This window comes from Brucella haematophila (assembly GCF_005938105.1).
Taxonomy (GTDB): domain Bacteria; phylum Pseudomonadota; class Alphaproteobacteria; order Rhizobiales; family Rhizobiaceae; genus Brucella; species Brucella haematophila.
Window position 1 is genome coordinate 528,808 of record NZ_VCPE01000001.1, and the last position, 25,153, is coordinate 553,960.

Here is a 25,153-nt window from a genome sequence, read left to right on the forward strand (position 1 = left end):
CATGACAGACCGTACTTGCCTTTCCATCGTGCTTGCTGCCGGCGAAGGCACGCGCATGAAATCCAGCTTGCCGAAAGTGCTGCATGCGGTCGCGGGATTGCCGCTGGTCTGTCATGTGGTCAAAGCCGTGCAGGGGACAGGCAAGAGCGATGTCGCGCTGGTCGTCGGACGCGGTGCGGAAGATGTGCGCGGCGCTGTCGAGAAGATCGCAGGCCCTGTTTCAGCATTCGAACAGACAGAACGTCTCGGTACAGCACATGCCGTGCTTACTGCGCGCGAGGCGATCGCAAATGGTTATGACGATCTGCTGATCGTGTTCGGCGATACGCCGCTGATTGAAGCGCAATCCCTGCAAGCGGCGCGTGCGCGCCTGGCCGATGGCGCGGATATCGTGGTGATCGGTTTCCGCCCGGTAAGTCCGCATGGCTATGGCCGCCTGATCGAGGATGGTGACCAACTGATCGCCATTGTCGAGGAAAAGGAAGCGACAGACGCCCAGAAGCAGATCGGCTTCTGCAATGGCGGCCTGATGGCCGTGCGCGGAAGCGAAGCATTGGCACTGCTGGATGCCGTTGGCAACGACAATGCCAAGGGCGAATATTACCTTACCGATATTGTGGCCATTGCACATGGCAAGGGCTTGAACGTCACGGCGATTGAAGTGCCGGTCGATAACATCATCGGCATCAACAATCGCGCAGAACTCGCGGAAGCCGAGGCCATCTGGCAGAACCGCAAGCGCCGCGAGATGATGCTGGCCGGTGTGACGCTGATCGCGCCCGAAACGGTGTTCTTCAGCCATGACACGCTGGTGGAAGCCGATGTGATTATTGAGCCCAACGTGTTTTTCGGTCCCGGCGTGCACATTGCGTCAGGTGCGCTCATTCATTCCTTCTCGCATATGGAAGGCGCGAATGTTGGTCCCAGTGCCGAAATCGGACCTTTCGCGCGTCTGCGTCCCGGCGCGAAGCTTGGCGAGAAAACCAAGGTTGGCAATTTCTGCGAGGTGAAGAATGCCGATGTGCGCAAGGGCGCCAAGATCAATCACCTGACCTATATCGGTGATGCGACCGTCGGCGCATCCAGCAATATCGGGGCAGGGACGATCACCTGCAATTACGACGGCTACAACAAATATAAGACGATCATTGGCGAAAACGCCTTTATCGGCTCCAATTCGTCGCTGGTTGCGCCGGTGGAAATCGGCGACAACGCCTATATCGCTTCGGGCAGCACAATCACCGACAATGTTCCCGCTGACGCACTGGCTTTCGGTCGCGCGCGACAGGAAACCAAGGAAGGTCGGGGAAAGATCCTGCGGGAGAAGTATGCCGCCATCAAAGCGGCTAAAACCTCATCGAAGTAAATCGACTATCAGACGACCCGAGTGGTTACAGCTCATATTGCTGTTCTGCTCTGGAATCTTTAAACCGGCTGGTAAAAGCAAGCGACCCAGATCTGGAGCAGATGCATGTGTGGAATTATCGGTATTATCGGCAAGGATGAAGTCGCGCCGCTTCTGGTCGATGCTCTGAAACGACTGGAATATCGCGGTTACGATTCCGCCGGTATCGCCACTTTGCAGGGCGGAAAGCTTGATCGCCGTCGTGCGGAAGGCAAGCTGGTCAATCTGGAAAAGCGTCTGGCCGGCGAGCCGCTTCCCGGCGTGATCGGCATCGGTCATACACGCTGGGCCACGCATGGCAAGCCGGTGGAGCGCAATGCGCACCCGCATATTACCGAGCGTCTCGCGGTGGTTCATAACGGCATTATCGAAAATTTTGCCGAACTGCGCGCCATGCTCGAAGCCGAAGGCCGCAAGTTCCAGACCGAAACCGATACGGAAGCCGTCGCGCATCTCGTGACGCGTGAGCTGGATAAGGGTAAATCGCCGATTGAAGCCGTCCGTGATTGCCTGCCGCTGCTGCATGGTGCTTTCGCACTGGCATTTCTGTTTGAAGGCGATGAAGAACTGCTCATTGGCGCCCGTCAGGGACCGCCGCTCGCTGTCGGCTATGGCGATGGTGAAATGTTCCTCGGTTCCGACGCGATTGCGCTGTCGCCCTTCACCGACACTATTGCCTATCTGGAAGATGGCGACTGGGCTGTGCTGACCCGCAAGGGCGTCACCATTTATGACGAGAGCAACAATCAGGTCGAGCGCGCGATCCAGAAGACGCAGACCGCCAATATGCTCGTTTCCAAGGGCAACCATCGTCACTTCATGCAGAAGGAGATGTTTGAGCAGCCGGAAGTGATTTCGCACACGCTTGCCAATTATCTCGATTTCACCACCGGCAAGGTGCGCCAGGAAGCTGTTGGCGTCGATTTCAGCAAGGTGGATCGCCTGACGATCTCCGCTTGCGGTACGGCATTCTATGCCGCATCGGTCGGCAAATACTGGTTCGAACAGATTGCCCGTCTGCCTGTGGACAGCGATATCGCATCGGAATTCCGCTATCGCGAAATGCCGCTGTCGAAGGATTCGCTGGCGATGTTTGTTTCGCAGTCGGGTGAAACGGCGGATACGCTGGCCTCGCTGCGTTATTGCAAGTCGCAAGGCTTGAAGATTGCCGCTGTCGTCAATGTCACAGGCTCGACCATTGCGCGTGAATCCGATGCGGTGTTCCCGACGCTTGCCGGTCCGGAAATTGGCGTTGCCTCCACTAAAGCCTTCACCTGTCAGCTTTCGGCCATGGCGTCGCTCGCCATTGCCGCCGCCAAGGCGCGTGGCGCGATTGACGATGCGCGGGAGCAGGAACTGGTGCGCCAGCTCTCCGAAGCGCCGCGTTTCCTCAATCAGGTGCTGAAGCTGGAAGACGAGATCGCGGCAGTTTGTACCGATCTCGCCAAGGTCAATCACGTCCTCTATCTGGGTCGTGGCACATCCTTCCCGCTTGCTATGGAAGGCGCGCTGAAGCTCAAGGAAATCTCCTATATTCACGCCGAAGGCTATGCCGCCGGTGAGTTGAAGCATGGACCTATCGCCCTGATTGACGAAGCCATGCCGGTTATCGTCATTGCGCCGTCCGACCGCCTTTATGAAAAGACGGTCTCCAACATGCAGGAAGTGGCGGCCCGTGGCGGTCGTATCATCCTGATCACCGACAAGAAGGGTGCTGAAAGCGCCAGCGTCGATACGATGGCGACCATCGTTCTGCCGGACGTGCCGGAATTCATCACGCCACTGGTCTACGCCCTGCCGATCCAGATGCTGGCCTATCACACTGCTGTCCTGATGGGCACGGACGTCGATCAGCCGCGCAATCTGGCAAAATCGGTCACGGTTGAATAAAATCAGTTCGTTATCGAACTCGCTTTATAAAGTGATTGAAATGGCCGCGTGAGCGGCCATTTTGCTATCCAGCTCTCAGCAGCCTTATCGCTTCATCGCGCCCGAAGAGATAGAGCAACACGCGCAATGCCTGTCCGCGCTCGGATTCCAGATCGGGATCGCTGGTCAGAACGTAGCGGGCATCTTTGCGGGCGATTTCCAGCAGATCGCCATGCGCTTCGATGGAAGCCAGACGGAAACCCGGCGTGCCGGATTGGCGCGTGCCGAGCAACTCGCCTTCGCCGCGCAGTTTCAGATCTTCTTCAGCGATGCGGAAACCATCTTCCGTCTCGCGCATGACCTTCAGTCTCGCCTGGCCGATTTCGCCCAGCGGTCCCTTGTAGAGCAGGAGGCAGGTCGACGGCTTGTCGCCGCGCCCCACACGCCCGCGCAACTGGTGCAACTGCGACAGGCCGAACCGTTCGGCGTGTTCGATCACGATGATGGTTGCGTCGGGCACATCCACACCAACTTCAATGACAGTTGTGGCAACCAGAAGCCGCGTTTCGCCCTGCTTGAAGGCGCGCATCGCTTCATCTTTTTCAGCGCCATTCATGCGGCCATGAATAAGGCCGATCCGGTCGCCGAAGACGGATTTGAGGCTTTCGAAACGCTCTTCCGCCGATGTCAGTTCAACGACCTCGGATTCCTCCACCAGCGGGCAGATCCAGTAGATCTTCTGGCCTTCCTGCACCGCTTTGCGGATACGTTCTACCAGTTCGCCCATGCGCTCCATCGGCAGAATTGCCGTGGTGATGGGCTGGCGTCCGGCGGGCTTCTCGGTCAGCTTTGATACGTCCATGTCGCCGAAAGCGGTCAGAACCAGCGTGCGCGGGATCGGCGTTGCCGTCATCACCAGCATATCGGGGGCGGAGCCCTTTGCCGTCAGCATCAGGCGCTGATGCACACCGAAACGGTGTTGTTCGTCGATGATGACCAGAACAAGGTCGTGATACTCGACCTTTTCCTGAAACAGCGCATGGGTGCCGATGACGATATTAACCTCGCCGCTTTTCAAGCCTTCCAAGACGGCATTCCGGTCACGACCTTTTTCGCGGCCCGTCAGCAATGCGGCTTTCAACCCGGCTTTTTCTGCAAGCGGCGCAATGGTCGCAAAATGCTGGCGGGCGAGCACTTCGGTTGGAGCCATCAGGGCGGATTGACCGCCGGATTCCGCAGCATGCGCCATGGAAAGCAGACCCACCACCGTTTTGCCGGAGCCGACATCACCTTGCAAAAGCCGCAACATGCGCTCCGGCGATTTGAGGTCTGCGATGATCTCGCGAACGGCCTGATCCTGTCCCTTGGTCAAGCTATAGGGCAGGTGACGCATGATTTCGGTTACGATACGGCCTGTGCCTTCCAGCGGACGACCGGACAGTCGGCGTGTCTTGGCACGCACGAGGGCAAGGGCAAGCTGACCGGCCAGAAATTCATCATAAGCAAGCCTGCGCCGCGTAATGCCTTCAAGTGCAATGTCGGAGGGGTCTTCCGGCTGGTGCAAAGTGTTGAGCGCGTCCTGAAAACTCGGAAAGCGTTCACGCGCCAGCAAGGGGCCGTCTATCCATTCGGGCAGCGGTGGAACACGCGTCAAAGCTTCCTTGACGGCACGGCCCAGTGTTTTTGGCGATAGTCCAGCCGTCAGCGGGTAGACCGGCTCGACCATCGGCAGATTGGCGGCATCTTCGAGGCTCGCAATATAGTCCGGATGCACCATGGAGGCGCGCCCGTTGAACCATTCCACCTTGCCGGACACGATGACGGTTTCGCCTTCGGGCAGCATCTTGTGCAGCCATGGCAATTGCGCATGAAAGAAAGTCAGCGCAATCTCGCCGGTATCGTCGTGTGCAAAGACACGATGCGGGACATTGCCTCTGCCGGACGGTGCGGGCTGGTGCTGATCGATCACCACTTCGAGTGTGACGATAGCCCCTTCCTGTGCAAGCGCAATGCCGGGGCGGTTGCGCCGGTCGATGACGCTGTTCGGCGGCAGGAACAGAAGCTGGCCGACTTTCGGTTCCGCGCCGGGCACATCGGTGCCCAGCAGTTTACCAAGCAAAACCGCCACCTTCGGACCAATGCCGGAAAGCGAACGGACGGAAGCGAAAAACGGATCGAGCATGGATGGACGCATGGCGGCGAGCATTAACTGCTTCGCTGTCAGGTGCAAGCCTGCGCCTCATCTTTTCGTGCTCTTTTTGTTCTTGTCTCATAAACAGGTTCCCTGTTCGGTCCCAGATGCTATATACCGGCAGCGATTTTGATAAATGGAGCAGTTCCGACATGACTGGCAGCACACTTGCGACGGGAAATCTGGATGTACGGCGTCGCAAGCTTTTGTTTCGCGCCTGGCATCGCGGCATGCGCGAGATGGATTTGATTCTGGGCCAATATGCGGATGCGTATATTGTGAGCTTCACCGATCCCCAGCTCGATGAGTTCGAACAGATTCTGGAAGTGCTGGATCGCGATCTTCTCAAATGGGTGACGGGTGAAAGTCCGATCCCGGCAGAACATGACACACCGCTTTTCCGCGATATCGTCGCTTTCCGTGACCGCATAGAGTTTTAAAAAATCCATGCCCGTTTTCAGCAAATTTGGTCTCAAGCCCAATACGGATACGAAAGCCGGACGCCGCATCGTCATTGACGGTGTTGCCGATGGCTTCGAGGCTTTCTGTCTCGCGCGTCTGGTGGATGAGATCGGCGAACGCGGGCCCATCATGTATATCGTGCGCGACGGGCAGCGCATTGCTGACCTTGAGCAGGTGTTGGGCTTTGTTGCGCCGGATCTGCCGGTGCTGCATCTGCCCGCATGGGACTGCTTGCCCTATGATCGTGTATCGCCCGGTGCCGACGCATCGGCGCGCAGACTGACTGCGCTCGGCGCTCTGGCGGCGCTCAAGAAGACACCGCATCCGGCCATCGTGCTGACTACGGCCAATGCGGTGCTGCAAAAATTGCCGCCGCAGGCTGCCATTGCCGAGCAGGTGATTTCGGCTCGCCCCGGCAACCAACTCGACATGAATGATCTGGCCTCAAGGCTGGAGCGCAATGGCTTCGAGCGTGTATCGACCGTGCGCGATATCGGCGAATTTGCCGTGCGTGGCGGTATTCTCGATCTTTATGCGCCGGGCGCGGAAGAACCTCTGCGCCTCGATTTCTTCGGCGATACGCTGGAAACGATCCGCGCTTTTGATCCCGCTTCGCAGCGCACGACGGGCACGCGCAAGGAATTCGTGCTGCAGCCGATGAGCGAAATCACGCTCTCAGCGGATATGATCAGCCGTTTCCGCAAGAACTACGTGGCGATGTTCGGCGCGCCGCAGCGTGACGATGCGCTCTATCAGGCGATCAGCGAAGGCCGCCGCTTTGCCGGTATGGAACACTGGCTGCCACTGTTTTACGATCATCTGGAAACGGTTTTCGACCATGCGGGCGGCATGCCGGTGGTGTTCGACCATCTGGTGCATGAAGCGCTGACCGAGCGCCACACCATGGTGGTGGACCATTACGAGGCCCGGCTGCGTCAGGCTGAAGGCAAGGAAGCTGGCAGCGATGCCGTTCCCTATAAGCCGGTCAAGCCGGAAACCCTCTATCTGACGCCGCAGGCGGTCGAGGATGCCGTGCAGGCCAGCGGGCTTCGCATCGACCTCACACCCTTTGGCGCGCCGGAAGTGTCGAACCGCATCATTGTTCATGCCGATGCGCACAAGGGCCGCAACTTTGCGGAGGAGCGTGCTGCAACTGATGTGAACCTGTTTGAAGCGGCGGTGAAGCACATTGCCGATCTGCGCGCATCGGGTAAAAAAGTGCTGGTTGCCGCCTGGACGGAAGGCTCACTCGACCGACTGTTGCAGGTTCTCGACGAGCACGGGCTGGAAAAGATTGAGACGGTTGACCGGCTCTCAACCGTCAAGGCGCTGTCGCGCGATAAGGTGACGGCAGCGGTGCTGGCCGTTGAAAGCGGCTTTGATGCTGGCGATCTCGCAGTCGTTGCCGAACAGGATATTCTCGGCGACCGTCTTATCCGCCGGTCCAAGCGTCGCAAGCGCGATCAGGACTTCATTTCGGAAGTGGCTTCGCTGACGGCTGGCGATATTGTCGTCCACGTTGATCATGGTATCGGTCGTTTCATCGGCCTCAAGACCATCACCGCAGCGGGCGCGCCGCATGATTGTCTTGAACTTCACTATGCGGGCGATGACCGGCTGTTCCTGCCGGTTGAAAATATCGAGCTTCTTTCGCGTTACGGGTCGGAAGGTTCCGACGCTGTTCTCGACAAGCTTGGCGGCGGCGCATGGCAGATGCGCAAGGCAAAGCTCAAGAAGCGACTGCTTGAGATTGCGGGCCATCTGATCCAGATCGCCGCCGAACGTCAGATGCGTGGCGCGCCGGTGATGACGCCGCCGGATGGGCTTTATGCGGAATTCTCTGCGCGCTTCCCCTATGACGAGACCGAAGACCAGATGACGGCCATTGAGGCTGTGGCAGACGATCTTGCCGCGGGCAAGCCGATGGATCGCCTGATTTGCGGCGATGTCGGTTTCGGCAAGACGGAAGTGGCGCTGCGCGCTGCCTTCATCGCGGCGCTCAACGGCGTGCAGGTCGCGGTGGTTGTGCCGACAACGCTTTTGTCGCGCCAGCATTTCAAGACTTTCTCCAAGCGCTTTCATGGACTGCCGATCACCGTCGCGCATGCTTCGCGGCTGGTTGGAACCAAGGAACTGGCCGCGACCAAGAAAGGTCTGGAAGAGGGCACCGTCGATATTGTCGTCGGCACGCACGCGCTGCTCGGCAATTCGATCAAGTTCAAGAATCTCGGACTGCTCATCATCGATGAAGAGCAGCATTTTGGCGTCAAGCATAAGGAACGGCTCAAGGAGCTGAAATCCGATGTGCATGTGCTGACCCTGTCGGCAACGCCAATCCCGCGCACCTTGCAGCTTGCACTGACCGGCGTGCGCGAACTCTCGCTCATCACCACGCCGCCAGTGGATCGCATGGCGGTGCGCACCTTCGTTTCCCCGTTCGATCCGCTGGTCATACGTGAAACGCTGCTGCGCGAACGTTATCGCGGCGGTCAGAGTTTCTATGTCTGCCCCCGTATCTCCGATCTGGGCGACATCGAGGAATTCCTGAAGGAGCATGTGCCGGAACTGAAGGTCGCCGTTGCGCATGGCCAGATGGCGCCGGGCGTGCTCGACGATATCATGAATGCCTTCTATGACGGTCAGTACGACGTGCTTCTTTCCACGACCATCGTGGAATCCGGCCTCGATATTCCGACCGCGAACACCATGATCGTGCATCGTGCCGATATGTTCGGTCTGGCGCAGCTCTATCAGCTACGTGGTCGCGTCGGGCGCTCCAAGCAGCGCGCTTTCGCGCTCTTCACGCTTCCGGCAGGCAAGATGCTGACACAGATGGCGGAACGTCGCCTGAAAGTGCTGCAATCGCTGGATACGCTAGGCGCGGGCTTCCAGCTTGCCAGCCACGATATGGATATTCGCGGCGCAGGCAATCTGTTGGGTGAGGAACAGTCAGGCCATATCAAGGAAGTGGGTTTCGAGCTTTACCAGCAGATGCTGGAAGAAGCCGTTGCGACACTCAAGGGTTCCGGCGAAGTGGAGGACAGCCAGTGGTCGCCGCAGATCGCCATTGGCACGGCGGTCATGATCCCCGAAGCCTATGTGCCGGACCTGCAATTGCGTCTCGGCCTTTATCGCCGCCTTGCCGATCTGGAAGAACCGCAGGATATCGACGCATTCGGCGCGGAACTCATCGACCGCTTCGGCCCGATGCCGGAAGAGGTGCAGCACCTGCTCAAGATCGTCTATATCAAGGCGCTGTGCCGTCGCGCCAATGTCGAAAAGCTGGATGCCGGCCCGAAGGGCGTCGTCATCCAGTTCCGTCATGCGACATTCAACAACCCGGTCGGTCTGGTGAAGATGATTGGCGAGCAGGGCTCTATGGCAAAGATCAGGCCGGATCAGAGCATTGTGTTCATCCGCGATTGGGCGACGCCGGAAAAGCGTCTCAACGGCTCGGCTGTCATCATGACACAGTTGGCGAAGATTGCGGCGGGTTAACCCGCCGCGTGATCTCTTTTAGCGATCTTCAGAAATTCCCGGTTCGAAGCCTTCCGCCGTCTGGCGGATGGCGTCGGCCAGAACGTCCGCAGTTTGTGCACCCATGACGGCATATTTCTGATCGATGATGAAGCACGGCACGCCGCGCACGCCGATACGGTTGGCGGTGTCGATTTCCTCGCGGATTGTTGCCTTGTCGGCGTCGCTTTCCAAAAGGCGGGCGACAACGGCTGCATCCATGCCAACGCTTGCCGCGGCATCGACCAGCACCTCATGGTCGCCGATATCCTGCCCCTGCTCGAAATAGAGCGAGAACAGTGTGCCGACGAGCCTGTTCTGCGTATCCGGAGCAGCCTGAGCGGCCCAGTGGATGACACGGTGTGCGTCGAGTGTGTTGGGCGCGCGGGTAATCGCCTCGAAATCGAAGACAATGCCGTTTTCGTCGCCCAGTTCGGTCAGTTGCTTATGAACATCGTCGATCTTGGAGCCGTTGCCGAATTTCTCGCGCATATAGGCGCCACGGTCCTTGCCTTGCGGTGGGAGCGTCGGGTCAAGCTGAAACGGGCGCCAGCGAATTTCCGCTTCCACTTCGGGTAGCATGGCCAGAGCGTTTTCAAGCCGCTTGCGCCCGAGAAAACACCATGGGCAGACAACATCGGATACAACGTCGATGGTGATTTTCTTTTCACTCGTGTTTTCGCTCATGGGGATGCTCCGTGTGGTTGCGGGAGGCTGTGCCTCCCGCATCGATATCGCATAATATTGGAAGTGGATTTAGGGCGAATTACGGTCTTATCAAAGAGAACTTGGAGCACATCCCGAAAAGTGTGAAACGATTTTCGGAAAAGATGCGCGTTAAAAACAAAACCTTAGAGCGCAGATCTGATTCAATCAGATCTGCGTTCTAGGGCTGGGCTTGCCACCAGGTCGGCAGCTGATAGCCATAAAGCGAAGTTTTTTCGGGATGGCCGATCCGGTCCCACCGCGCCACCCACTGGTAAGGCAGATGGTAGAGGGGAATGTAGTAATCGCCCGACAGCAGCACCCGATCAAGCGCACGCACGGCGCTGACGAAATCGGCACGGCTGCGCGCCGCAAGCAGTGCGTCGATCATCGCATCGACGGCGGGGTCCGCGACACCTGCATAGTTGAAGCTGCCTTGCGCATCACGCGAGGCTTTACCCCAGCGCATCCACTGCTCATTGCCGGGTGACAGCGAACTGGAAAGAGCGCCCAGGATCATGTCGTAATCAAAGGTCTGGAGCCGTTGCTGATACTGTGCGTCGTCGGCTGTGCGGATTTCCACCGTGATGCCGAGGCGGGCGAGATTACGCTTGTAGGCAAGCCCGATCTTCTCTTCATCCGCTGAACGCGTCATGATCTCGAATTGCAGCGGCTTGCCGGAGGAATCGACGGCAAGTCCGTTGTGGAACTGAAAGCCGGCCTCCATCAGAAGATCATAAGCCTGTTTCGCTGGCGCACGGTCATGGCCGGTCCCATCGGTAACGGGCACATGCCATGTGCCATTCATCACGTCTTCACGCACTGCATTGGGATAGGGGGCCAAAAGTTCCTTTTCACGCGCATCGGCAGGCTTGCCGACGGAGGAAAGGTCCGAACCCTCCCAGAAGCTTTGCGTGCGCTTGTACTGGCCTGCGAAAAGATTGCGGTTCGCCCATTCGAAGTCGAACAGCAATCCCAGCGCCTGCCGCACGCGGCGGTCGGCGAAGATCGGGCGACGTGTGTTGAACACGAACCCCAGCATGTTTGCGGGCGTGCCCTTTTCGAAGCTTTCCTTGATGACTTTGCCTTGCTGTACGGCCGGAAAATCATAGGATTTTTCCCAGCGCGTCGGATTGCCCTCGATGAAGACGTCGAGCAACCCCTTCTTGAAGGATTCGAACAGCGAGGTTTCGTTGCGATAATATTCGATGGTCAGCGTGTCGAAATTGTCCGTGCCGCGCTTCGATGGAATATCCTTGCCCCAATAGTCCGGATTGCGCTTGTAGATGATGCGCTGGCCGGGCTGCACGCCGGACACCAGATAGGGGCCGCTTCCGATTGGCGGCTTCAACGTCGAGTTGCCGAAGGTGGCGGGGTCCACGGCATGTTTCGGAAGAACCGGCATGACCGATGCGATCAGCATCGGAAATTCGCGATCCGACTTGTCGTTGAAGTTAAATCGTACCGAGCGTTCGCCAGTCTTCTCGATCTTGTCGATTCGACTCATCCGATTGTTGAAGGGAGGGCGGCCCTTTTCGGTGAGAATCTGGTAGGTGAAAATAATATCATCCACCGTCACGGGCTGTCCGTCCGACCATTTCGCCTTGGGATCGAGGGTAAATTCCACCCATGTCCGCGCGGGATCAATGGCTACTTTTTCGGCCAGAAGCGGGTAGAGTGTGAAAGGCTCGTCGCGCGAACGCTGCATGAGGGTCTCGTAGACCAGACTGCCGAAGTCGCCATCGGTGAACAAACCACGCGCAGTCGTGCGCATGCTTTTCAGCACAAAGGGATTGAGGCTGTCGAAAGTGCCGACAACGCCCATGGTGAGCTTACCGCCCTTGGGCGCATCGGGATTGGCATAGGGAAAATTCTTGAAATCGGCGGGAAGCGCCACGTCCCCATGCATGGAAAGAGCATAATCCGGCGTCGTTGCTGTTTCGGCCTGTGCCGCGCGCACGGCGATTCCCGTCGCCGTGACGGCAAAAGCCGCCAGGAGCCCTAATTTGAGTCCCTGAGAAATTGTCGGCAGGAATTTTCTGCGCAAAAGAGCGATCAATCCGTTCAACTTCATTCGTCCATTGTAAGTAAGCGTGATGCGCTTGTTTTTAAGGAAATACGAAATAGCATTGATTCGTTAGGCGAAATTACCATGATCGTACAATATATGGGTATTTGGGGCGTGTTCCGTACGTTACAGTACAAATGAAAATGGTGTTTTTGCGAGATTCGGAGCCTTCCGAATTGAAACTGGTCTGGATTCGCGTCCACAGTCGTTGTAACACCGCCCCGGAATAGGATGGAGAGTCCTTAAGGTCACGCTGTTGCCGCATTTTCAAACCAGTGACGGTCTATCGCTGACTATACCAGAATACGGGAACTACAGATCAGAGCGTTGAAAGGAACCTGTTGATCATGTCCAGCACGAAGACAATCGCTGCCACAGCGTCTATGGCTGGGGCCATCGCTGGCGCGTTCGCCTTGCTTGCCTCCGCAACGATGCCTGCATCGGCCCAGCAGCCGCCGCAGGGTTGGTTCAAGGTCTGCTCGAAGCAGGAAGACAACGACATCTGCAACACGCAGAACATTGTCACTGCCGATTCCGGCCAGTTGCTGACGGCTGTTAACCTCATCGAGATCAAGGGCAAGATCAATCGCAAGATCTTCCAGGTCACCGTGCCGATTGGCCGCCTGATTCCGGCTGGCGTTGGCATGCAGATCGACAACAACAAAGCGGTAAAGCTTGAATACGGTATCTGCTTCCCGGATCGCTGCATTGCTGAAGCACCGCTGAACGACGATCTGATCAAGGCTCTTCAGAAGGGCAGCAAGCTGACGCTGACCTCGGTCAACTATCAGAACAAGCCGAACCCGATCCCGGTCGCTCTCACCGGCTTCTCGCAGGCTCTCACCGGCCCGGCTCTGAAGCAGTCGGAACTGGAAGACCGCCAGAAGGAACTTCAGGACGCAGTCCAGAAGAAGCAAAAAGATTTCGAAGCCAAGATGAAGGCTGAGCAGGACAAGGCCAAGGGCGCTGCCAACTAATCGGCAGAACCTCGGTAATGACAAAAGGGCGCTTTGGGCGCCCTTTTTCTTTGATTATCACTTTAAAAAGCGAAGCCATTTTAGTTGGAATGCTGCGATTTCACCCGATAGGTGCCGTTGTCGAGCCGGTCGAAAATCTCGTCGATCTGTGGATGACGCAAAGGCTCGCCGCTGACATCGGGCAGCAGATTCTGCTCTGACACATAGGCTACGTATTCGGATTCCGCATTTTCCGCGAAGAGATGATAGAAAGGCTGGTCGCGCTGAGGACGTGCATCTTCAGGTATCGACTCATACCATTCTTCTGTATTCGCAAATTCAGGATCCACGTCGAAGATAACACCCCTGAACGGGAACAGCCGGTGCTTCACAACCTGGCCGATTTGGAACTTCGCGTGTTTTATCTGTGTCATACCCATGAGACGTTATGTAGTTCACTGCCCGCCAAATTAAAGCGGGCGTGAAACATGAAGTTTTTGAAAGCAAGTGGTTATTTGCTGGCGTTGTCGCGTTGACGGTCTGCCAGCTTGGGGAGTTTGGGGAGAAAATGGCTGAAACCGCTGCCTGGACGCAGGCCTTCCCGCATGAAGAATGACCGCAATGGCGCGAAGGAACGCAGCATTTCCAGCCCGACACCGCGCGCAATCTGTGCAGGCAGCATGGGCGAAAGAAGCGAGCGGTTGAGCGCATCGACCGAGCTGGTACGAGCAAGAATATCGGGACGGCGTGCCCGATCATAAGCGCGGATCACACGATCCGAGCCCGGATCGACAGGATCACTTTCGATGGCTTTGACCAGGGTTTCCACGTCGCGCGTGCCAAGATTGAGGCCTTGCGCGCCGATGGGCGGAAAAACATGGGCTGCTTCGCCGATCAGGATGGTCCGCTTTGCAGCAAATGCACTGGGCACCAGACCGGATAGCGGCCAGGCTTGCGGGCGCACATCAATCTCGATCTGGCCGAGCATCGATTGCATCATTTCCTCGACCTGCGCGGCAAGAGCCTGATCATCCAGCGCGAGCAGGGCTTCGGCGCGTTCCGGGTTCACCACCCAGACAAGACTTGAACGCTTGCCTTTCAGAGGCACCTGCGTGAACGGGCCATGCTCGGTGTGAAACTCTGTAGAGATGTTTTCGTGGCTGATACTGTGGGCGAATGACAATACAACGGCGGTCTGCGGGTAGTTCCAGCGTCGCGCGCGAATGCCTGCGGCTTCGCGTGCGCCGGAATTGCGCCCATCGGCAGCGACCAGCAGACGGGCATGCAGCGTGTCGCCGCCCGTTACTGTAACCGTTACATGATCACCATTGGGGCGATATTCGATAGCGGATGCCGTATTGCGCTCGATATTGGCGCTTTCAGCGACGGCTTCAGCGAGCTTCGCATTCAGCACGGCGTTTGGAATATTATAGCCGAATGCCTCTTCGCCGATTTCACCGGCACGGAATGTGACTGTGGGGCTACGGACAAGGCGTTGCGTCGCATCGACTATGCGCATGGAAGCAAGCGGCGCCGCTTCAGGTTCAATGGACGACCAAACGCCGATTTGTTCAAGAAAGCGGATGGCGGGCATCATCAGCGCGGTGGTGCGGCGGTCGCCCTTATCCGTTTCGGGGCCGAGAAGAACGGTGCGGTAGCCTTTCGCGCCAAGCGCCAGCGCTGCCATCATGCCGGCAGGGCCGCCGCCGCTGATCACGATGTCAGTCATCGGCTTGTTCGCAACCAGATCGTTCATTTCGTTTCATCCTTCGTCGGGACGTATAGGCCAGAAGTGTGGATATGGAGATGATTCTTCCGTGCCGTTCTTAAGCAGCACTTAGACCGAAACGCAGGCAAAGGCCATTCTTCCGTGGAATTAAGGCTGATTTGCCTCACGCCTTACTTGCTCTTTGGAGCTTATTCGGGGAAAGCTTCCAGCAAGAACACGGCTTTTCTGGGATAGATCGCTTCACGATCCAACAGAACGGTTGGGGCGTCAGTTTGTTTGGTGTACATGCCCCGATGAGCCCAAGGTGAGCCCAGAGTAAGATTGAAATATAATCGCTGTATCTTCTGCGGAAATTGCGCGGCGACAAAACGGAATGGCGGACAGCGTGAAAACCAAACTGACCGGAAAACTTAAAGCCAAGAAAGTCACCGCGCCACAAGCCAAGGCGTTTTCCGTCCATCTGTTGACGGCATCCGGGTCTTTTCTGGCATTTCTGTCCATCGTCGCGGCAAGCGACGGGCGATATACCGCGATGTGGTGGTGGCTTGGCCTCGCGCTGTTCGTGGATGGCATCGACGGCCCGATCGCGCGCAAGCTCGAAGTCAAATATGTTCTGCCCAACTGGTCGGGCGAATTGCTCGACAATATCATCGATTACGTCACCTACGTTCTGATACCCGCCTTTGCGCTTTATCAAAGCGGCTTCATGGGGACGAACCTCTCCTTCATATCCGGTGCGATCATCGTCGTATCGAGCGCGATCTACTATGCCGATACCGGCATGAAGACGAAGGAGAACTTCTTCAAGGGCTTTCCGGTGGTCTGGAACATGGTGGTTTTCACCCTGTTCATCGTCAGGCCGGGAGAGTGGGTGGCATTCGGCACCGTGGTTGCTTCGGCGATTCTGTCGTTCCTGCCGATCAACTTCCTGCATCCGGTGCGCGTTGTGCGGCTCCGGGCGATCAATCTGACGGTGTTCCTGCTCTGGTGCGCCTTCGGTGCTATCGCGCTTTATTACATGCTGGATGCGCCACTTTGGGTTCGCGTGGGCATTTCGGTGACTGGGCTCTATATCTATTTCATAGGTGCAATCATGCAGTTCTTCCCAGGTCTCGGGCGCACAGCCGCCGTTATTGAGGCCGAGAAAGCTGCAGCTGCAAAAAAGAGCGGAGACGTATGATGATCAATGCCATTCGCGTTCATCAGAACGGCGGGCCTGAAGTTCTGAACTATGAGCAGATTGAAATTGGAGAGCCGGGGCCGGGTGAAGCGAAGGTCCGGCATGAGGCGGTAGGTCTCAATTTCATCGACGTTTATTTCCGCACGGGTCTCTACAAGGCGGCACAAATGCCGTTTACGCCCGGCAATGAGGGCGCAGGCACGGTTACTGCCATTGGTGCAGGCGTTGAAAATGTGAAAATCGGCGACCGCGTCGCTTATGTGGCAACGCCGGGCTCCTATGCGGACGAGCGCATCTTGCCCGCCGACCGTCTGGTGATCGTGCCGGAGAGCATTGATCTCAAGACCGCCGCCTCCATGATGCTGAAGGGCATGACCGCACAATATCTGCTGCGCCGCACGTTTCGCGTTGAAGCCGGGCAGACGATCCTTTTCCATGCTGCGGCTGGCGGTGTCGGCCTGATCGCAGGGCAGTGGGCCAAGCATCTTGGCGCAAGGGTCATCGGCACGGCCGGATCGCCAGAAAAAATCGCGCTCGCGAAAAAGCATGGCTATGACCATGTCATCAATTATCGCACGGAAAATTTTGCCGAAAAGGTGCGTGAACTGACCAATGGCGAAGGCGTGGATGTCGTCTACGACTCTGTCGGTCGCGATACCTATATGGGCTCGCTGGATGTCCTCAAGCCGCTTGGCATGTTCGCCTGTTTCGGTCAGTCGTCGGGCGTTATTCCGCCTTTCGACCTCGGTTTGCTGGCGCAGAAGGGTTCGCTTTTTGCAACCCGCCCGACGCTGTTCAACTATGTTGCCAAGCGTCCCGATCTTGAAAAGACCGCAGCCGAGCTTTTCGACGTTGTGGGCAGCGGTGCTGTGAAGATCGAAATCAATCAGACTTATGCCCTGAAGGACGCCCGCAAGGCGCATGAGGAATTGGAAGCACGCAAGACTACAGGAACCAGCATTTTACTCCCGTAATGCTCGACACTGACAGGGTGAAGCCTGACAGCTATCAGGAGCCGGTGTGCATATAGCTCGCACAATCTGATTTTGTTCTTCCCAAGAGCAAATTTGCTAGCTAATGTTTAAGAAAAATATCGGGGAATAATGTCAGCTAATTTAACCGACCGGCCTCTTCTGGATGTCCGCCGGCTCACGAAAGTATTTGGGCAGCTCAGAGCTTGCGATGGGGTTGATCTCACCATTGCCAAGGGTGAAATTCACGCGCTGCTGGGTGAAAACGGCGCCGGAAAATCCACTTTCGTCAAAATGCTGTTCGGTGCTTTGCAGCCGCTTGAAGGCGAAATCGTCTGGAAAGGCCAAAGCGTCGTCATTGGTGAACCTGCCGCCGCAAGAAAACTCGGCATCGGCATGGTTTTTCAACATTTTTCGCTGTTTGACTCGCTGACTGCCGCTGAAAACATCGCCCTATCGCTGGATCGTTCGCTGTCCTTGTCGGATGTGGCGAGGCGAGCGGGTGAAGTCGGCAAGACCTATGGCTTGCCGGTCGATCCGCAGGCTCATGTCGGCGACCTTTCAGTTGGTGAGCGTCAGCGTATCGAAATCGTACGCTGTCTGTTGCAGGAACCGGACCTGATCATTCTGGATGAACCGACCTCGGTTCTGACGCCGCAGGAAGCCGACCGCCTGTTTGAAACGCTGGAGCGGCTGAAGGCTGAAGGCAAATCTATTCTCTATATCAGCCACCGTCTGGAAGAGGTAAAGCGCCTTTGCGACCGCGCGACGGTGTTGCGCCACGGCAAGGTGGTCGGGCATTGCGATCCGCGCAAGGAAACGGCGGCATCGCTCGCCCGCATGATGGTTGGTAATGACATCAAAGTCGTGGCCCGCAGCCCGATGGATGCTCCGGCAACACGGACCGAAGCGCTGTTTGATATCAAGTCACTGTCTCAGCCGCCACGTGGACCATTCTCCACAGCGCTGAAGAATATCTCGCTTTCGGTGGCGGCAGGCGAAGTTGTCGGCATTGCTGGCGTTGCGGGCAACGGGCAGGGCGAGTTCTTCGAGGCGATTTCCGGTGAGGTGCTGCAATCTGCGGCCTCGACCGTGCGCATTCGCGGCAAGGATGCGGGCAGGCTTGGCATCAGCGAACGGCGGATGATGGGTGCAGCTTTTGTGCCGGAAGAGCGGCTCGGCCACGGTGCTGTACCATCGCTGCCGCTGACCGATAATCTGTTTTTGTCGCGATACAAGACCGACGCGAAGGCCTTCTTGCGTGGCGGCGCACTGAAGCTCATAGCCGAAAGCGCGCTGCATTCCGCCGCCCGGCGTATCATCGAGCGCATGGATGTGCGTAAAAGCGCGGAAAATCCGCCAGCTTCTGCATTGTCTGGCGGCAATTTGCAGAAATTCATCATCGGTCGCGAACTCGACCGGTCTCCATCGGTCATGGTCGTCAACCAGCCGACATGGGGCGTCGATGCGGGTGCTGCAGCCCATATCCGGCAGGCCCTCGTGGATTTGGCCCGTTCCGGCTCTGCCGTTCTCGTCATCAGCCAGGATCTCGATGAACTTTTTGAAATCAGCGACCGGATTGCCGTCATGAATCACGGTCAGCTTTCCGACCCTATGCCTGTTGCTGAAGTAACGCTTGAGAAGATTGGCCTGCTGATGGGCGGCATTTCCGATGAGGCGTCGGCGAATACAGCTGAGACACGTGCAGCCTGATGCGGATCGAACTCGTCAAACGTCCCCAGCCGTCGAAAATTTTCAGCGCCTTGTCGCCTTTGCTGGCTTTGGCGCTTACCTTCATTTTCGGGGGACTCGCCTTTGCCTTAATGGGCAAAGACCCTTTCAACGCGCTTTACGTGTTCTTCGTCGAGCCTTTGTTCGATATCTGGTCGTGGCATGAATTGCTGGTCAAGGCTGCGCCGCTGATCCTGATCTCGGTTGGCCTGTGCGTCTGCTTTCTGTCGAATAACTGGAATATTGGCGCCGAAGGGCAATTCATCATGGGTGCCGTCGCAGGCTCCATCTTGCCGGTGCTGTTTCCCGACTTCCAGTCATGGATTGTTCTGCCGCTGATGATGCTGATGGGCATGGCGGGCGGCGCCGCCTATGCGTCGGTTCCGGCCTTCCTCAAAGTGCGCTTCAACACCAACGAAATTCTCACCAGCCTGATGCTGGTCTATGTGGCGCAGCTCTTTCTCGACTGGTTGGTGCGCGGACCGTGGCGGAACCCGGAAGGCTACAACTTCCCCGAAACGCGCCAGTTCAACGAAAGCGCCATTCTGCCGGAAATCTGGAGTGAATCGGGGCGCGCTCATTGGGGCTTCCTTCTGGCGCTAATCGCCGCCGTGCTGGTCTGGTTTATGCTTAAGCACACGCTAAAGGGCTTCGAGGTCAAGGTTATTGGCCAGAGCCCGCGGGCGGGGCGTTTTGCAGGTTTCAGTTCTGGCAAGTTGGTTTTCTTTGTCTTTGCCGTTTCGGGCGCGCTTGCCGGGCTTGCCGGTATTGCGGAAACATCCGGTGCTATCGGGCAGCTTCGTCCGGTGATTTCGCCGGGTTATGGTTTCACCGCAATCATCGTCGCGTTTCTGGGGCGGCTCAATCCGCTCGGTGCAATCGCGGCGGGGCTTGTGTTGGCGCTGTCCTATCTTGGCGGCGAGGCGGCGCAGGTTGCCATTGGCATTTCAGAAAAATCGGCGCGCGTGTTCCAGGGGATGATCCTGTTCTTCGTGTTGGCTTGCGATACGCTCATTCTCTACCGCATTCGTTTTGTAAGCGCGCGAAAAGCGGGAAAGGCCTGATCCGATGGAACTGACCCAGGCCATTCTTCTTACAATTGCCACCGCCGCAACGCCGCTGCTGATCGCAGCCATTGGCGAACTGGTTGTGGAACGCTCCGGTGTGCTCAATCTCGGCGTTGAAGGCATGATGCTGATGGGCGCTGTTTCCGGCTTTGCCGCAGCGCAGCTTACTGGCTCTGCTTGGCTCGGCCTTTTGGCGGGCATTGCCGTTGGAACCTTGTTTTCAGCCATTTTCGGTTTCCTGACGCTCACACTTGTTACCAATCAGGTGGCGACCGGCCTCGCGCTGACCATTCTGGGCATCGGCGCTTCGGCTATGCTGGGCGAGAGTTTTGTCGGTATTCCGGGCGTGCGGCTCGACGCTATCTATATTCCTTATCTCACAGACATTCCTCTGGTCGGGCGGTTCCTGTTCGGGCAAGACCCGATCTTCTATTTCTCGCTGTTGCTGGTTGCTGGCGTGACGTGGTTCCTGTTTCGGACACGCGCGGGTCTTACCTTGCGCGCCATCGGCGATAGTCACGGTTCCGCTCATGCGCTTGGCGTGCATGTGGTGCGCACACGCTATCTGGCGGTGTTGTTCGGCGGGGCCTGCGCTGGCCTTGCGGGCGCGCAACTCTCGCTCGTCTATGTGCCGCAATGGGTGGAAAACATGACGGCCGGTCGCGGCTGGATCGCACTTGCGCTCGTGGTTTTCGCCTCGTGGCGGCCATGGCGGGTGCTGATCGGGGCTTATCTTTTCGGTGCGGTCACCATCGGGCAGTTGCATGCGCAGGCACTTGGATTTGGCATGCCATCACAGTTGCTGTCGGCCTTGCCTTATCTCGCGACCATCGTGGTGCTGGTGATCATCTCGCGCAACAAACGCCTGACGATGATGAACACGCCCGCATCGCTCGGCAAGCCGTTCGTACCGGACAGGTAGGGGTTAAACGAAAGCTGCTCCCAACAGTTTTTGTTTTGAATATTGGGTGTCAACAAGGAGTGCAGGGAACATGAAAAAGACGCTTATGGCCTTCGCTACAGCTGCGAGCTTTATGCTCGGCGGCGCGGCGCATGCGGAAGAAAAACTGAAAATCGGCTTCATCTATATCGGACCTCCGGGCGATTTCGGCTGGACCTATCAGCATGATCAGGCGCGCAAGGAACTGGTTGAGGCTCTTGGCGACAAGGTCGAGACGACCTATCTCGAAAACGTGCCGGAAGGTGCTGACGCCGAGCGCTCCATCGAACGTTTGGCGCGCGCCGGTAATACCCTGATCTTCACGACCTCGTTTGGTTACATGGACCCGACGATCAAGGTCGCCAAGAAGTTCCCCAAGGTGAAGTTCGAGCACGCCACCGGTTATAAGACCGCCGACAATGTCTCGGTCTATAATGCGCGTTTCTATGAAGGCCGGTATGTTCAGGGACAGATCGCCGCAAAGCTCTCCACCAAGGGCGTAGCAGGCTATATTGCCTCCGTGCCGGTGCCGGAAGTGGTGCAGGGCATCAACGCTTTCATGCTGGGTGCGCAGTCGATCAACCCGGATTTCAAGGTCAAGGTCATCTGGGCCAATTCGTGGTTCGATCCGGGCAAGGAAGCCGATGCCGCCAAGGCGCTGATTGATCAGGGCGTCGATATTCTGACCCAGCACACCGATTCCACTGCCGCCATTCAGGTTGCAGCCGAACGCGGTATCAAGGCCTTCGGTCAGGCTTCGGACATGATCAAGTTTGCGCCAAAGACGCAGCTGAGCGCCACCATTGACGAATGGGGTCCATATTATATCGACCGCGCCAAGGCTGTTCTCGATGGCACATGGAAGAGCCAGGACATCTGGTGGGGCATGAATGAAGGCCTCGTCAAGATGGCGCCGTTCACCAACATGCCGGATGACGTGAAGAAAATGGCCGAGGAAACCGTGGCCAAGATCAAGTCCGGCGAGTTGAAGCCGTTCACCGGTCCGATCAAGAAGCAGGACGGTTCGGAATGGCTCAAGGCTGGCGAACATGCTGACGACAAGACCTTGCTTGGCATGAACTTCTACGTCGCGGGCGTGGACGACAAGCTGCCACAGTAAGCCCCTTATACAGGCTAAAAAAGAAGGGTGCTTTCGGCGCCCTTTTTCTTTTGGATATTGAAGACTGTGCTGCTTTCTTAAAGCGCATCCCGAAAAGTGTGAAACGGTTTTCGGACAAGATGCGCGTTAAAATAAAGGAATAGAGCGCGTTTCGATCTGATTCAATCAGATCGAAACGCGCTCTAAAGCGATAGTTTAAGGCCTTCGTGGCTGTCGGTGAAGCCGAGCGACTGATAAAAGCGCAGGGCATCGGAGCGGGATTTGTCGGTGGTAAGCTGCACCAGTCCGCAGCCCCGTTCACGGCATTTCTCGATGGCCCATTCGATCATCTGACGACCGATGCCGCCGCCACGAATATCGCTGGCGATGCGCACGCTTTCAATCTGGCCGCGCCATTGGCCCATGCGGGACAGGCCCGGAATGAAGCTCAGTTGCATGCAGCCGATAATCCGCTCGTCTTGCTCGACGACCGCCAGAAACTGGTTCGGGTCGGCATCAATGGCAGCAAAGGCGTTCCGGTATTCGTCGCGCAACGGCAGGCCTGGGTCTTCCCGCTTTACGCCAAGCGCATCATCGGCAAGCATGGCGACGACTGCCGCCACATCTGCCGATGTTGCTTTTCTGATGGCAATGGCTGCCGAAGCCGCCATTAGACCGCGATGCCGTGCAGATCGTATGCGTCGCTCGCTTCGACCTTCACAGTAACGATATCGCCAACGCGCAGCGGACGACGCGACTGGATATGCACACTGCCGTCGATTTCCGGCGCGTCATAGCGGGTGCGGCCCTTGGCAATCGTGCCGTTCGCTTCATCGATAATGACGGGCAGGCGCTTACCAACCTTCTTCTTGAGAAGATTGGTGGAAATCTGCTGCTGCTTGGCCATGAAACGATGCCAGCGCGATTCCTTGATTTCTTCCGGCACCTGTTCGAGGCCGAGATCATTGGCTTTTGCGCCCTTGACCGGCTCATATTTGAAGCAGCCAGCGCGTTCGATCTTGGCTTCGTCAAGCCAGTCGAGCAGCAGCTGGAAATCCTCTTCTGTTTCACCGGGATAGCCGACGATGAAAGTCGAGCGAACGGCCAGATCAGGGCAGGTTTCGCGCCATGCCTGAATGCGGCGCGAGGTCTTTTCCTGATGCGCCGGGCGGCGCATGTTTTTCAGAACAGCAGGCGAAGCATGCTGGAACGGAATGTCGAGGTAAGGCAGGATTTTGCCTTCCGCCATCAATGGAATGACTTCATCGACATGCGGGTAAGGGTAGACATAGTGCATCCGCACCCAGACGCCCATGTCACCCAGTTCGCGCGACAGATCTAGGAACTTTGTGCGAACCGTGCGGTCCTGCCACATGGCTTCCTGATACTTGATGTCGAGGCCGTAGGCGCTCGTATCCTGCGAAATGACGAGGATTTCCTTGACGCCGGCAGTCACCAGCTTTTCGGCCTCGCGCAGCACCTGATCAATCGGGCGCGAGACGAGATCGCCGCGCAGCGCCGGAATGATGCAGAAAGAGCAGCGGTTGGAACAGCCTTCAGAAATTTTCAGATAGGCGTAGTGGCGCGGCGTGAGCTTCACACCTTGCGGCGGCACCAGATCAACGAACGGATCATGTGCTGGCGGGGCGGCTTCGTGCACGGCGCTCATTACACTTTCATAGGCCTGCGGGCCGGTGATGGCGAGCACGTTCGGGTGACGTTCGCGGATGACATCCGGTTCCGCACCGAGGCAACCGGTAACAATCACCTTACCGTTTTCGTTGAGTGCGAGGCCGATGGCGTCAAGCGACTCGTCGCGTGCGGAATCGAGAAAGCCGCATGTGTTGACGATTACCAGATCGGCGCCGTCATGCTTGCGGGAGATTTCATAGCCTTCCGAGCGGAGGCTGGTGATGATGCGTTCGGAATCGACCAGCGCCTTCGGGCAGCCAAGTGAAACGAAACTGACGCGCGGTGCGCTCATTGGGGGAACCTTGCAAATTTCGGAAATTGCGGGCGCAATACCACGACAAAGGGGCCAAGGTAAAGCTTGGATGCCATGAGTGGTTGCCGCAGCGCGGCAATAAAAAAGCCGGGACTGGAGGTCCCGGCTTCGGAGCACCTGGAAAAACAGGCTTATTCGGCTGCGTCCGCAGGAGCGGCGTTCAGCTGGCCGTAGCGCTCTTCACCGATTTTCGCCAGCAGGTCGAGCTGGGTTTCGAGGAAGTCGATGTGGCCTTCTTCGTCTGCCAGAAGCTCGTCAAAAAGCTGCTTGGAAACGTAGTCGCCGAGCTGATCGCAGATTTCGCGCGACTTCTTGTAGGAAGCGCGGGCGTCATATTCACCGGCAAGATCGGCTTCCAGAACTTCCTTGACGTTCTGGCCGATGCGCAGTGGTGCGAGAGTCTGCAGGTTTGGGTGACCTTCGAGGAAGATGATGCGGTCGATGATCTTGTCAGCGTGATGCATCTCTTCGATGGATTCTTCGCGCTCTTTCTTGGCAAGACGCGTGAAACCCCAGTCGTTCAGCAGGCGGTAGTGCAGCCAATACTGGTTGACGGCACCGAGCTCAAGAAACAGAGCCTCGTTAAGCCGCTCGATGACCTTTGGTTCGCCTTTCATTCCATGAACTCCCGAATTTTTCGCGTAGAGAACGTACACGATCCATGAACTGGATGACGTTTTCGTCCATTTGGTTGTGACGAAGATGATACTCTTCAGTCACCCTTATGATCGTTTCTACGACGTTTGGGAAGCAGCCGCAGCAGCGGCCGCGCTTGGACATGGCATTATAGACGGTGCCGGGAACGATAAGCTGCCAGCAGTCCTGATCGAGAAGTTCGATCACAACGGCTTCGATATCTTTATCGGTAATGACGTTACAGCTGCAAACTAGCATGAGACGAATACTCCCATACCGTTCTGGCAGTAAAAACCTGACGCGGAATACGAAAAATGGAGGAAGTCTACCTGATTGCCCGGTACTTCTACTTCAAGACTGCTGCTGGAAACGCGCAGCGTTATTTTACTGGTGGCGCAAGGCCAAGATGAACCGGACAATGGTTCCTCCAATTGCAAGGGTTAAAGGCCCGAACATTAAAGGTCTATTTAGGCGGTCTATTAAACTCACCAAACTAGGTCAGGTTATGGCTGGGGAGCAGGGTATCTGTCAAATTCTATGTTTTTGAAATGTTCTAAAAAACAATTACTTAGAATCATTCTAAATATGAGTTAACTACCCATGTTTACACATGAATTGGGTGT

The 25,153-nt window shown here is 57.1% G+C and carries 20 protein-coding genes; 11 read left to right on the top strand and 9 right to left on the bottom strand.

Going from position 1 to position 25,153, the window contains the following annotated elements:
* Position 1 precedes the first annotated feature (1 nt).
* The gene (glmU, locus tag FGI60_RS02460) at positions 2 to 1,366 is read left to right on the top strand and encodes a bifunctional UDP-N-acetylglucosamine diphosphorylase/glucosamine-1-phosphate N-acetyltransferase GlmU (RefSeq protein ID WP_138783768.1); all 1,365 of its coding nucleotides are present in this window, start codon (positions 2 to 4) and stop codon (positions 1,364 to 1,366) included.
* A gap of 105 nt (positions 1,367 to 1,471) precedes the next feature.
* The gene (glmS, locus tag FGI60_RS02465; protein ID WP_113533480.1) at positions 1,472 to 3,295 is read left to right on the top strand and encodes a glutamine--fructose-6-phosphate transaminase (isomerizing); all 1,824 of its coding nucleotides are present in this window, start codon (positions 1,472 to 1,474) and stop codon (positions 3,293 to 3,295) included.
* 64 nt (positions 3,296 to 3,359) lie between these two features.
* On the opposite strand, the gene recG is transcribed toward glmS, so the two are convergent.
* Entirely contained in the window at positions 3,360 to 5,480 is a 2,121-nt protein-coding gene (gene recG, locus FGI60_RS02470; RefSeq protein WP_171058684.1) for an ATP-dependent DNA helicase RecG, read from the bottom strand.
* 137 nt (positions 5,481 to 5,617) lie between these two features.
* On the opposite strand from recG, the gene FGI60_RS02475 reads away from it, so the two are divergent.
* Together FGI60_RS02475 and mfd are read left to right on the top strand one after the other, a co-directional pair.
* A complete protein-coding gene (locus tag FGI60_RS02475) occupies positions 5,618 to 5,905 on the top strand; it encodes an FAD assembly factor SdhE (RefSeq protein ID WP_138783769.1) in 288 nt (95 codons plus the stop codon).
* A gap of 7 nt (positions 5,906 to 5,912) precedes the next feature.
* Positions 5,913 to 9,425: a transcription-repair coupling factor gene (gene mfd / locus FGI60_RS02480; RefSeq protein WP_138783770.1), complete on the top strand. Its 3,513-nt coding sequence runs from the start codon at positions 5,913 to 5,915 to the stop codon at positions 9,423 to 9,425.
* Between the two features lie 18 nt (positions 9,426 to 9,443).
* Here mfd and FGI60_RS02485 read toward each other — a convergent pair whose 3' ends face one another.
* Complete coding sequence (locus FGI60_RS02485) at positions 9,444 to 10,130, bottom strand: DsbA family oxidoreductase (RefSeq protein WP_138783771.1); 687 nt, start codon at positions 10,128 to 10,130, stop codon at positions 9,444 to 9,446.
* Positions 10,131 to 10,329: 199 nt separating this feature from the next.
* Positions 10,330 to 12,222 carry an extracellular solute-binding protein gene (locus FGI60_RS02495; RefSeq protein WP_138783773.1) on the bottom strand — a complete coding sequence of 631 codons (1,893 nt, stop codon included), beginning with the start codon at positions 12,220 to 12,222 and terminating at the stop codon, positions 10,330 to 10,332.
* 341 nt (positions 12,223 to 12,563) lie between these two features.
* On the opposite strand from FGI60_RS02495, the gene FGI60_RS02500 reads away from it, so the two are divergent.
* Positions 12,564 to 13,193 carry an invasion associated locus B family protein gene (locus FGI60_RS02500; RefSeq protein ID WP_138783774.1) on the top strand — a complete coding sequence of 210 codons (630 nt, stop codon included), beginning with the start codon at positions 12,564 to 12,566 and terminating at the stop codon, positions 13,191 to 13,193.
* A gap of 80 nt (positions 13,194 to 13,273) precedes the next feature.
* On the opposite strand, the gene hspQ is transcribed toward FGI60_RS02500, so the two are convergent.
* Positions 13,274 to 13,612, bottom strand: a complete 339-nt coding sequence (gene hspQ / locus FGI60_RS02505) for a heat shock protein HspQ (RefSeq protein ID WP_078340348.1) — start codon at positions 13,610 to 13,612, stop codon at positions 13,274 to 13,276.
* Between the two features lie 71 nt (positions 13,613 to 13,683).
* Positions 13,684 to 14,928 (bottom strand): UbiH/UbiF family hydroxylase, encoded by a 1,245-nt coding sequence (locus tag FGI60_RS02510; RefSeq protein ID WP_138783775.1) that lies wholly within the window; start codon positions 14,926 to 14,928, stop codon positions 13,684 to 13,686.
* 346 nt (positions 14,929 to 15,274) lie between these two features.
* Here FGI60_RS02510 and pcsA point away from each other — a divergent pair, with 346 nt between their 5' ends.
* From pcsA to FGI60_RS02540, 6 genes are all read left to right on the top strand, one after another.
* A complete protein-coding gene (gene pcsA / locus FGI60_RS02515; RefSeq protein WP_138783776.1) occupies positions 15,275 to 16,081 on the top strand; it encodes a phosphatidylcholine synthase in 807 nt (268 codons plus the stop codon).
* Positions 16,081 to 17,055, top strand: a complete 975-nt coding sequence (locus FGI60_RS02520) for a quinone oxidoreductase family protein (RefSeq protein WP_138783864.1) — start codon at positions 16,081 to 16,083, stop codon at positions 17,053 to 17,055. Before pcsA ends, FGI60_RS02520 begins: the two co-directional genes overlap by 1 nt.
* A gap of 129 nt (positions 17,056 to 17,184) precedes the next feature.
* On the top strand, positions 17,185 to 18,765 hold the full coding sequence (locus tag FGI60_RS02525) for an ABC transporter ATP-binding protein (protein WP_138783777.1): 1,581 nt from the start codon (positions 17,185 to 17,187) through the stop codon (positions 18,763 to 18,765).
* Entirely contained in the window at positions 18,765 to 19,847 is a 1,083-nt protein-coding gene (locus FGI60_RS02530; RefSeq protein ID WP_138783778.1) for an ABC transporter permease, read from the top strand. The genes FGI60_RS02525 and FGI60_RS02530 overlap by 1 nt, the downstream gene beginning before the upstream one ends.
* Before the next feature lie 4 nt (positions 19,848 to 19,851).
* Positions 19,852 to 20,772 (top strand): ABC transporter permease, encoded by a 921-nt coding sequence (locus FGI60_RS02535; RefSeq protein WP_138783779.1) that lies wholly within the window; start codon positions 19,852 to 19,854, stop codon positions 20,770 to 20,772.
* A 70-nt stretch (positions 20,773 to 20,842) separates the two neighbouring features.
* A complete protein-coding gene (locus FGI60_RS02540; RefSeq protein ID WP_078340355.1) occupies positions 20,843 to 21,910 on the top strand; it encodes a BMP family ABC transporter substrate-binding protein in 1,068 nt (355 codons plus the stop codon).
* A gap of 182 nt (positions 21,911 to 22,092) precedes the next feature.
* On the opposite strand, the gene FGI60_RS02545 is transcribed toward FGI60_RS02540, so the two are convergent.
* The 4 genes from FGI60_RS02545 to FGI60_RS02560 form a co-directional block, all read right to left on the bottom strand.
* Positions 22,093 to 22,560, bottom strand: coding sequence for a GNAT family N-acetyltransferase (locus FGI60_RS02545; RefSeq protein ID WP_138783780.1), 468 nt, complete (start codon positions 22,558 to 22,560; stop codon positions 22,093 to 22,095).
* Positions 22,560 to 23,873 (bottom strand): 30S ribosomal protein S12 methylthiotransferase RimO, encoded by a 1,314-nt coding sequence (gene rimO, locus FGI60_RS02550; RefSeq protein ID WP_138783781.1) that lies wholly within the window; start codon positions 23,871 to 23,873, stop codon positions 22,560 to 22,562. The genes FGI60_RS02545 and rimO overlap by 1 nt, the downstream gene beginning before the upstream one ends.
* A 152-nt stretch (positions 23,874 to 24,025) precedes the next feature.
* Positions 24,026 to 24,511 (bottom strand): bacterioferritin, encoded by a 486-nt coding sequence (gene bfr / locus FGI60_RS02555; RefSeq protein WP_078340358.1) that lies wholly within the window; start codon positions 24,509 to 24,511, stop codon positions 24,026 to 24,028.
* The gene (locus FGI60_RS02560; RefSeq protein ID WP_138783782.1) at positions 24,477 to 24,788 is read right to left on the bottom strand and encodes a (2Fe-2S)-binding protein; all 312 of its coding nucleotides are present in this window, start codon (positions 24,786 to 24,788) and stop codon (positions 24,477 to 24,479) included. Before FGI60_RS02560 ends, bfr begins: the two co-directional genes overlap by 35 nt.
* Positions 24,789 to 25,153 lie beyond the last annotated feature (365 nt).